General features: G+C 63.7%; 8 protein-coding genes. 2 read left to right on the forward strand and 6 right to left on the reverse strand.

Annotated elements, in window-relative coordinates:
• Positions 1-674 (forward strand): NAD(P)H-dependent flavin oxidoreductase (locus AC1D1X_RS08050; RefSeq protein WP_477698103.1); only part of this gene is annotated, 674 nt, incomplete at its 5' end.
• Positions 675-750: 76 nt separating this feature from the next.
• On the opposite strand, the gene AC1D1X_RS08055 is transcribed toward AC1D1X_RS08050, so the two are convergent.
• The 6 genes from AC1D1X_RS08055 to AC1D1X_RS08080 form a co-directional block, all read right to left on the reverse strand.
• A complete protein-coding gene (locus AC1D1X_RS08055) occupies positions 751-3,939 on the reverse strand; it encodes an error-prone DNA polymerase (RefSeq protein ID WP_477698104.1) in 3,189 nt (1,062 codons plus the stop codon).
• A 7-nt stretch (positions 3,940-3,946) separates the two neighbouring features.
• A complete protein-coding gene (locus AC1D1X_RS08060) occupies positions 3,947-5,401 on the reverse strand; it encodes a Y-family DNA polymerase (protein WP_477671681.1) in 1,455 nt (484 codons plus the stop codon).
• The gene (gene imuA, locus AC1D1X_RS08065) at positions 5,361-6,221 is read right to left on the reverse strand and encodes a translesion DNA synthesis-associated protein ImuA (protein WP_477698105.1); all 861 of its coding nucleotides are present in this window, start codon (positions 6,219-6,221) and stop codon (positions 5,361-5,363) included. The genes AC1D1X_RS08060 and imuA overlap by 41 nt, the downstream gene beginning before the upstream one ends.
• 194 nt (positions 6,222-6,415) lie before the next feature.
• The gene (locus AC1D1X_RS08070) at positions 6,416-7,216 is read right to left on the reverse strand and encodes a hypothetical protein (RefSeq protein WP_477671683.1); all 801 of its coding nucleotides are present in this window, start codon (positions 7,214-7,216) and stop codon (positions 6,416-6,418) included.
• Between the two features lie 212 nt (positions 7,217-7,428).
• Positions 7,429-8,973, reverse strand: coding sequence for an alkaline phosphatase D family protein (locus AC1D1X_RS08075; RefSeq protein WP_477698106.1), 1,545 nt, complete (start codon positions 8,971-8,973; stop codon positions 7,429-7,431).
• 127 nt (positions 8,974-9,100) lie between these two features.
• Positions 9,101-9,607 carry a disulfide bond formation protein B gene (locus AC1D1X_RS08080; protein ID WP_477671685.1) on the reverse strand — a complete coding sequence of 169 codons (507 nt, stop codon included), beginning with the start codon at positions 9,605-9,607 and terminating at the stop codon, positions 9,101-9,103.
• Positions 9,608-9,828: 221 nt separating this feature from the next.
• Here AC1D1X_RS08080 and AC1D1X_RS08085 point away from each other — a divergent pair, with 221 nt between their 5' ends.
• Positions 9,829-10,182 carry a VOC family protein gene (locus AC1D1X_RS08085; RefSeq protein WP_477671686.1) on the forward strand — a complete coding sequence of 118 codons (354 nt, stop codon included), beginning with the start codon at positions 9,829-9,831 and terminating at the stop codon, positions 10,180-10,182.
• Positions 10,183-10,198 lie beyond the last annotated feature (16 nt).

The raw sequence follows: 10,198 nt of genomic DNA on the forward strand, positions 1-10,198 counted from the left end.
TTCCGTCGCTGGACATCCTGCGCCAATGCAAGGCGCTTGATATCGTGACCGTGGGCGCCGCCACAACGCCTGAAGAGGCGATAGCGCTAGACAGTGCCGGCGTCGACATGGTGGTGGCAACCGGCTTTGAGGCTGGCGGGCACCGCGTGTCCTTTCTCCGCCCGCCCGAAAACTCGCTCACCGGCACACTGGCGCTGATCCCCCAGGTGGTCGACGCGATCAAGGCCCCGGTCATTGCCGCAGGCGGCATTGCGGATGGGCGCGGTATTGCAGCAGCCCTGGCGCTGGGTGCCCAGGGCGTGCAGATCGGCACAGCTTTCCTGGCCTGCGTCGAGTCATCTGCCAGTGACATCCACCGCGAAAAGCTATTCAGCGCCGACGCCAAGTACACCGCCCTCACCCGCGCCTTCAGCGGGCGCCTGGCGCGAGGCATTGAAAACCGCTTCATGAACGAGCTGAAGGCGCATGAAGGTCACATTGCGCCCTACCCGGTCCAGAACTGGCTGACAGGCCAGATGAAACCGGCGGCCATTGGCCAGGGCAGAACAGACTTGATGTCGCTTTGGTCCGGTCAGGCCGCACCACTGCTCAGGCACCGGGATGCGAGCTCGCTGATGCAGGCGCTGCAGCAGCAAACCGACGACGCGCTAAAACGGATTGCCGGGTCAGTCTGACCCTCAAGCAGGATTTGTCTGATGACAGCGCATGACGATGGATTGACTGAAGGTGCCTGATTGAGGTGCAGTCACCTCAATGGAAATCGCGGCTCGATGTGCCCAGCCGCCCCAGCATCGGCGTGAGGTCTTCGAGCCGATGCGCCACCAGGTTGCGCACCGCGCCGTAACCTTTGGCGCTGCCGCGTTCTTCACTGCGCTGCCACGTGCCATACACCGCCAGCAGCCGGGCGTGCAGCACCTCGCCGCGTTGCGCCTCCCGCAGCGATTTCCAGATGATCACATTGACTGGCCCGGTCTCGTCTTCCAGTGTGACAAAGATGGTGCCCTTGGCGGTTTGCGGCTGCTGGCGCACAGTGACGATGCCGCAGCCGGCCACCTCTTCGCCGTCGGGCAAGGCATTGAGCTCGCTGGCGCTCAGCAGGCCTTTGCGTGCCAGCCGTTCCCGCAGCAAAGCCACCGGGTGGCGCCGCAGCGTGAGGCCGGTGGCCTGGTAGTCGAACAAAATGTTTTCGCCCTCGGGTGTGTCGGGCAAGGCCAGCGGTGTTTCGTGTGTGGGCACCGATTTGAGCAGGCGCGGCGCCAGTTTGATGGCCGAAGCCTCCCAGACCTGCTGGCGCCGGTGGCCCGCCAGCGGCAGCAGGGCATCGGCGGCGGCCAGCGCGTTGATTTCGAGCGTATTGAGCCGGGCGCGCGACACCAGGTCTTCCGTCGACGTGAAAGGCGCTTGCGCCCGCGCCTCCACCAGGCGCAAGGCGGCCTCCTCGCGCAAGCTGGCCACCAGGCGCAGGCCCAGGCGCACTGCCGGCTGCGTCCCTGCAGTCAGCACACCCTGCGGCTCCAGCGTGCAGTCCCATTCACTGTGCATGACGTCCACCGCGCGCACCTCGACCTGGTGGCGGACCGCGTCTTGCACCAGCTGGGACGGCGTGTAAAAACCCATGGGCTGCGAATTGACCATGGCCGCCAGAAAGCAGGCCGGCTCGTGGCGCTTGAGCCAGCAGCTCACATAAACCAGCTTGGCAAAACTGGCGGCGTGGCTTTCCGGAAAGCCGTAGTCGCCGAAGCCCAATATCTGGCTGAAGATGCGCTCTGAAAATTCAGCGCTGTAGCCGTTGTTGACCATCGCATTGACCAGGCGGCCATGAAAGCGGTCTACCCCGCCCTTACGCTTCCAGGCTGCCATGGAGCGGCGCAAATCGTCGGCCTCTCCGGGCGTGAAGTCAGCGGCGATCATCGCGATCTGCATGACCTGCTCCTGGAAAATCGGAATGCCCAGCGTGCGCTCCAGGGCCGGGTTCAGCGCCGGGTATTCCGGCACGACATCTTCACCCCGCCGTTTTTTGTCGCGCGCCTTCAGGTACGGGTGCACCATGCCGCCCTGGATGGGCCCCGGCCGCACGATGGCGACTTCCACCACCAGGTCGTAGTAATTGCGCGGCTGCAGGCGCGGCAGCATGGACATCTGGGCCCGGCTTTCAATCTGGAAAACGCCCACCGTATCGGCTTCGCAAATCATGTCGTAGGTGGGTGTGTCGTCCGGCTCGATCTGATGCATCTCCAACTGGCTTCCTCGTGCCCCATTCACCAGCGCCAGGCAGCGCCGGATGGCCGACAGCATGCCCAGCGCCAGCACATCCACTTTCAGCAGGCCCATGGCCTCCAGGTCGTCCTTGTCCCACTGGATGATGCGGCGGTCTTCCATCGAAGCCGGCTGCACCGGCACCAGCCGCGTGAGCTTGCCCTGGGTGAGTACAAAACCGCCGACGTGCTGGCTCAGGTGGCGCGGAAAGCCGATGAGCTGCGCCGACAGGTCAAACCATTGCAGCACCGGCCCTTCCCTGCCCTCCAGCCCGGCTTCCTTGAGTTTTTCCTGCAGCACCTCGCTGCCGTCAAACCAGAAATGCTCTTTGGCGAACAGGTCTATCAGTTCAGGCGCCATCGCCAGCGCCTTGCCCACATCGCGGATCGCGCTGCGCGGCCGGTAGCTGATGACGGTGGCGGCAATGGCGGCGCGGTCGTGGCCGTATTTGCCGTAGATGTACTGGATGACTTCTTCACGCCGCTCGTGTTCGAAGTCCACGTCGATGTCGGGCGGTTCACTGCGCTCGCGGCTGATAAAGCGCTCAAACAGCAGCTTGCTTTCCGCCGGGTTGACGGCCGTGACGCCCAGGCAAAAACACACCACGGAATTGGCCGCCGAGCCGCGCCCCTGGCAAAGGATTTCCTTCTCTCGCGCAAACCGCACGATGTCGTGCACGGTGATGAAGAACATCTCGTACTCAAGCTCTTCAATCAGCGCCAGCTCAAAACCCAGCTGCCGCCTGATCTTGTGCGGTATGTGATGCGGGTAGCGGGTATGGGCACCCTGCCAGGTCAGCCGACGCAGCCACCGCGAAGGCGTTTCGGCCGCCGGCACCATGTCTTCCTGCGGGTAGCGGTACAGGTTGCGAATCTCATCGAGATTGAAATTGCACCGCGCCGCCACTTCCAGCGTGGCACGCAACAGGCTGGCGGGGTAAATCTCGGCCAGGCGCATGCGCGGCCGCAAATGTGCCTCGGCGTTGGGCTGCAGCGCGAAGCCGCATTCGTGCACCGGCTTGCCCAGCTTGATGGCGGTCATCACGTCGTGCAGCGGCTTGCGTGAGCGCTTGTGCATCAGCACATGGCCGGCCGCCACCAGCCGTATGCCGGTGCGCCGGGCCACCTCTTGCAGCTGCTGCAGGCGCAGCGCATCGTCCAGGCCCTGCAGCAGCTCCACCGCCAGCCAGGCGTTGGTGCCAAAAAGCCCTGTAGCCCAGGCGCAATGTGCGCAAAGCGCTTCTGTATTGATAGCACCCGCGCCTGCTTCATGCAGGGGCGCCAGCAAAATTTCGCAATCCCCCAGCCGGGAGAAATCCGTTTCGCCCAGCGCGACGCGGTAGCTGCCTTTTTCGACCACGTCGCCGGCCTTGCGCGCTTCGGTGATGAACTCGCACAGGTTGCCCCAGCCTGCCGCGTTGTGCGGCAGCACCACCAGCCTGAAGGCATCAGGCGCCTGCACCAGAAATTCCGCACCCGGCAGCAGTTTGAGGCCCAGCTTCTTTGCCACCTCATGCGCCCTGACCACCCCGGCCACCGAACACTCGTCGGTGATGGCCAGCGCCTGGTAGCCCAGCTCGGAAGCGCGTTSGGCCAGCTCCTGCGCGTGCGAGGCGCCGCGCTGGAAGCTGAAGTTGCTCAGCGCGTGCAGCTCAGCGTAATCGGGAAGCGCGTAGGCAGGCATGCGGGCCTCAGGCAAAAAAGCCGTGCAAATACCAGGTGCGCTGCCGGCCGGCCTGGGCGGCAGAGCCCAGCCTTTCGCTGTAAACCCACAGCAGGCCGCCCTGCTGGCTGCGGTAGATGTAGTAGTCGCGAAACGCCCACGGCTTTTCACACAGGCCCGGCTCAGCGCTGCGGTTCTCGTGATCGGCCAGCAGCCATTCGGCAGCCTCCAGCCGCTGCGGCCCGGCCAGGCGTGTCAGCTTGCCCTGGTACACCGGGCTGTTGCCTACGGCTTGCAATTTCAGCGGTTCGGGCAGCAACCAGGCCGGGTACAAGGCTTCGGCCCGGGCTTCCGAAGAAGCATGTGGAGTGGTTTTTTTTAAGCCTTTTATGGCCCTGGCGCGCATTGGCTGTGCGCAAGCAGCTATTGATTTGATAGCACTTCGGGCACTCACCCAGCGCTGCATCAGCTCGGGCCGGTGGTCGGTGCAAGGTTGCCAGGCTTGCACATTGGCATCGCCCAGGCGGGCGCTGAGTCGCTCGACCAGCTCCACCACGCTGTCGCCCTGCCGGCGCGCTTCCATCAGCAGGCTGCCGGTGGCGGCGGCCGAGTCGGCCAGCAGCTCGGTGGCCAGCGACTGCAGCGTCAGGCTGTGCACCGGCGCCGGCAGCTTTTGCTGCGCCAGGTGCTCTGAGATGAGGCGTGCCACATGGCGCAGGTCTTGGGCGGGCTGGGCCGTGCGAATCTCGAGCTCGCCGGTCGGCGCCACATCGCGGCGTTTGTCCAGGTGCCAGATGATTTTCAGGGCGCAGAGCCCGCTCTGGCGCCCCAGCAGCCAGGCATGCAGGTGGACCAGCAGGCGCTCAACGCCCGCCATCAGCGCAGGCCCATGGGTGACAAGCGCGTTGAGCTCCAGTTTTTCTTCAAAGTGCTCGGGCAGCACTTGCCACTCGTAGTCGTCGGCTACGGTGCCGCGGGCGCGGTCCAGCGCCTCCAGCAGCTCGGCGCCAAAACGCCGCGCCACGCCGTCACGCGGCAGGCGCAGCAGGTCGTCCCAGCTGCGGCAGCCAATGCGCTCCAGCACACCCAGGTGCGGGCGCGCGGCCGTCAACGTGTGCATGGGCAGGTCGGCCACGCGTTTTTTCAACGCACCAGCCTGATCCTGCTGCAGCCGAAGCCGTCCGATTGCTATCAAAGATGTAGCACCTTGCGCACGTTCCATAAGGCCTGCAACCTGGTTTGATTCAAAAAATAGCTCGATTTTCTGCGCCAGCAGCTGCATCAGCCGCGCCAGCCCGCCAAACAGGCGCAGGCTGCCCGTTACGTCCATCAGCACCGCTTCATCGACCAGCGCCACGCGCGGCGTGAAGCCCAGCGCCAGGCTGGCCACCGCGCGCTGCAAAGCGGCGGCGTCCAGCACAGACGAGGCCGGTTGCGCCGCGTCAGTGGTGATCGAGATGCGCAATGCGATCCAGCAACGCATGGATGGGACTCCGGGGTGAGGTGACAGGAAGCGAAACCAGCGATGGCAGCAGGATGGGGGCAAGCTCTTCCCGCTTTTGCTCTTCCCGCTTTTGCCGGGCCCTGTCGCGGCTGGCCGCCAGCAAGGCCGACAGCCGGGCGGGCCGGGTATCGAGCAGCACCGGCGCGGCCAGCGGCGGGCCGCGGCGCTTGAGCACATGGACCAGCAGGTTGCCGCCCTCCCGCACAGTGCCTTCCAGCAGCAGGCGCAGCGGCGCGGGTGACGATTCGTGTTGGGCCCGCAGCGGCCGGAACACAAACAGCAGCTTGTGGTGCGCATGCGCGGCAATCTGCAGGCGGCGCAGGTGGGCGCTGCGCGCATCGGGCAGCCAGGCCAGCACGGCGGTCACGTCAGCGCACTGCAGCGCCTCTCGCGTGGCCCAGAGCAGCGAAGGCGCGTCACCTGGCTTGCCGTGAATGCTGATGAGCCGCCGCATGTCGATMTGGCGCGCGCCCAGTGCGGGGCCAAATGGCAGGTAAGGCGCGCCGACCAGCGCCGTCAGTTGCGCGCCAGGCTCCTCCGGAGTGGCGGGCTGGTTGAGGGCACGGGCCAAGCCAGGCGCCAGCAAACCCCATTCCTGCTGGCCCGCCTGCGGCAACAGCAGTTCAACCAGCGCGCCCTGGGGCCAGCCGCCTCCCGGCAAGACCAGGTCGAGCGCCGCATAACCTGTGGCCACCGTCTGCACACTCGCGCTGCCCAGTTCGCCGGCCCGCCAAACCTGGGCATTCAGGGCGTCGGCAAAGTCCGGCAAAGCGCTGGGCATTGCAGTGAGGGTGGGCATGGAAGGTGGTCCGGATCAAGTCGAATATACTGTATTTATGTACAGTATATGGCTGATTTGACGCCCCGCCAACCCGCTTGAAACCCGGGTACCCCAGTCGAGAATTATTCACCCCGGAGCCGCCGGGAAAACCGGCACCTCCCTGCAAATCAGGGTGCAGCGCGCTTGCCGGCGGTACCGCTGTTCTCGCGCGTCTAGAGTTTTGGCGGGGGTGGCCGGCCCACGTTGTGGGCGCCCGTGTTGGCCGCCTCCCAATACGCCTTGTCCAGCGTGCCGGGGTGGCTCTTGACCGGGGTGCCGACCGGCACATTGCCAGGGCGCTGAACGCCCTCTACCGAGTAGGTTTTCAGCTTGGGTTTCTCGGTACTGGAGGGGTTGAGCGCATGAAACTCGTGCGCCACCTTGGAAGGGTTGTCGGGAGACAGCTTCTGGCCACGGACACTGGCCAGCGTTTCAATGTGCGTCATGCACCGCGTCGTGTACGGGTCGGATGCCTCGCCGTACAGGTGGAACACGCCGTGCTGCTGGCGTTCGCTTGTCATCTGCTTGAGCTTCCAGAGCTCGAACACCGACACCTTTGCGCGCATCGCCTCTTTGGAGTCATAGCGGTATTCCCGCCCCTTCTTGACATCGCTTGCCAGGGCCGGACGCGCCAGGAAGCGGTCCCTGTGCTCCGTCGGTGTATGGCTGCCATAGGCCAAGTTCGAGTAAGGCTTGGACTCATCTATGCCCGTCAGCTTGTTCACGGCGCCAAACTTTGGCAAATCCGTACGGGGTGGGCCGCTGCCCATCCGGAAATCTTCGTAATGGCCCCACGAACCCCGTCCGTATTTGACGGTCATGTGTTCTGCCTGTTTTGGATCCGTCGTGTTTCTCCACGTCGAGAACTTGACCGGCACCACCGGCTGGTTTGCCAGGTAATAGGCGCTGGCAGCGGCGCCGGCACTCGCCAGGACCGGAAAGCCAAAGCGCGATAACACCCTTCCTGCTGCCATGGGGACCATCCTTGTGCCGCAGCGCGGCAATGTTGATGAGCTGGCCTTCCGGTAAAAACCGGCGACTGGATATTCAGTCTAGTCATGGCGCGCGGCTGGCGCCATCCCCTTTTTCAGGTGAAAAATAACATGTCCCGAGAGCGGCACCATCACGCCCGAACCGGCAACCAGCAGGCTCCGGCTGGCCAAGTGGCTCGGTTAAGCGGGGCCGCTTACCCCACCGGGTGAATCACCTTGCTGCTGGGCTCGGATTCGTTTTCCACCCACCAGTTGATCCACAGGCGTTGCGCCGGATTACCCGCATCGTCAGGCTCAATCGTCATGAAATTACGCGCACCGATCAGGCGGCGCGAAGTGGTGGGAAATTCGTACATGGCGGCGGTGATGCCTCGGTCCACGGTTTCCACCTGCTGGCAGGCCTGTTCCAGAAAATAGCGCGCCATGGCAGGCGGCGCCGGGTGCACGATGCCGCTGCTGGTGAGCTGGTTGATCACCTGGGCGTTGGTGTCCACCGGGTCACGCGTCGACTCCAGCACGCCCACCGCAGCCACATGCACGTCGCCGCTGACAAGGCTGACGCGGCACGAGGCGTCCTTGCTGAATTTAAACAGCCGGTGCACCAGGCGAAGCCGCTCGGCGCGATGCGCAGCGCAGGTCCAGTGGTCGCGCAAATCGTCTTCAAGCTCCTGCTGGCCGGGCAGCACGCCCAGCATTTTTTCCAGCAGCTCAAAGCTGGGGTGCACCACCGGGATGCTGCTCATCAGCACCAGGTGCTTCATGCCGGTTTGGGCATCAAGCCACTTGTAAGCAGCACTCCAGCTGTCTTCACTCATGACCTGCGCGCTTTGCAGGTTGCGGCCGTTCTTGCGTTCCGGCGTGCGTTCACTGCGCATGTCCAGCGCCAGCACGCCAAGGCTGCCCACGCGGTAACCCGCGCTGAACGCCGGCTGGCCGGGCAGCGTGCACGGCGGCGGCGTGCCAGGGGYGCTGTGCCGCTGAAACAGCGCGAAGTATTTTTTGGCGACGGCAAAAACCCCCTGGTACACCGGGCAGTCGTGGTCTTCTGCAGGGTAGGACCCCCAGCCGTCGAAGATATCGTGGTCGTCCCACATCATGACGCTGGGCAAGCCCGCCAGCGCCTGCGCCACTTCGGGCTGGGCCCAGCGCGTAAGGTACAGGTCTTCAAAAAAAGCCGTCACCTGCGTCTGCAGGGCAGCCGTCCAGGGCGCTTTGCGGCGAGCGTCCCGGGACAGTTCGGACCAGGCCATGATGTCGGGGCAACGCGTGTCCTGCCAGAGGGCATCCGAATACACCTGGTCGCCGCCCAACAGCAGCAAGTGGTAGGGGCCAAAACTGCGGCCGTTGATACGTTCGCGCCCTGCGTGCAGGTCATAGAGCCGCTTCCACAACGCATTTTTGTCCTTGACCTGCTTCATCAGGCCCGGACTTGAAAACCCATTGCACGAGACATACGCCATGCGCGGCGACTCACTCGCCGCCGGAACGTAAAAATCAAAGGCCTGCCCGTCAACGCTGTAACGTGCTCGTTGGGCCAAGTCTTTAAAGGCGACGGACAAACCACCGCGCCACAGCGTGGCGCCGCTTTGCAGCGTGCCGAGTTTCGTGAAAACCTGTACCGTGGCGGTGCTTTGCAGGCTGGGCGCAACCGCAGTGTCGGTCACGGCGAGCACGCTTACACCCCACTGGCTTTGTTGCACGCCCAAAAACTGCGCAATGGGGCCAAGCAGGATCGCCATTTTTATTCTCCCTGAATCAATACGGCAGCCCAGGCTGCAAGTGCCCGCAGCCTACCACTCTGCGGGCGTCAATATTCCTTGACGCGCTCAGGCCCGGTAACGTATTGTTTTTTCAGAAGGAGAAAAACTAGGCTTTGCGCGCCAGGCGGGTCACCAGCAGCAAGCCTGCAAGCGCGATCCCCACAAAACACAGGAAAGACCAGTTGGCAATCGAGCCGCCCAGAAAGGTCCAGTCGATCTTGGTGCAGTCGCCGCTGCCCTTGAAGATCATCGGAATGGCGCGCTTGAGCGGAAAGGTTTCGATCATTCCGTAAAAGTCGCGGCCGCAAGAGGCAATTTCAGGCGGGTACCACTGCAGGAAACTCTGGCGCGCCGCCACAAAAGCGCCAAAACCCGAGAGCAACACCATCAGGCCCGAGCCGGTGATCAACAGGCCCCGGCTTTTGGCAATGGCCGTCACGCCCGCCACCACCGCCACCAGCACCAGCGCATACCGCTGCACGATGCACATCGGGCAAGGCTCCAGGCCCACCACATGCTGCAGGTACAGGCCAAAGGCCAGCATGGCCACGCAGGCCGCGGCAATCAGCACCAGCACGCGGCGCGGCATGGCGTCGAAATACGTCAAAAACATCAGGGAGCCCTCTTTTTTTCTGGATGGATTATGAATTGTCAGGGGTTCGGGCGTTTGGAGCGGGATAAGTTCCCTCCAGCAATGCATTCTTGGAAAATTCTTCACCTCCCTTTCACCACTTGATCGCCACCTTGCTCACCCTCATTTCCCAGCATTTGTCCTACAGGTGGGACACCGCGGCGGGCGTAGATTTTCAGGACTGAATCTTTTTGGAGACCGTCATGATTGTGCAAAACGCCCTTGCCAGTGTCGCCGTCCGCAACCTGGACACATCCATCCCCTGGTACGAAAAACTGCTGGACGCCAAGGCCAACCGGCCGATGCCTGAAGTCGGCGAATGGCAATTCAAGCGCGGCGGCGGCCTGCAGGTGTATGAACTGGCCGAACGCGCCGGCGAAGGCTCGCTGACCCTGGCCGTCAACGACCTTGAACCGGAAATCGAGTACCTGCAAAAGCTGGGCATAGACACCAGCCATACAACGTCCAGCGACAAAGTCAGGACGGTGATGATCACCGACCCCGACGGCAACCACATTGCCATTGCCGAAGCGCTGATGCCCGGCGTGATCCGCTGAACAGATCCTTCACACC

It is taken from the genome of Polaromonas sp. P1_G4, from assembly GCF_056405475.1.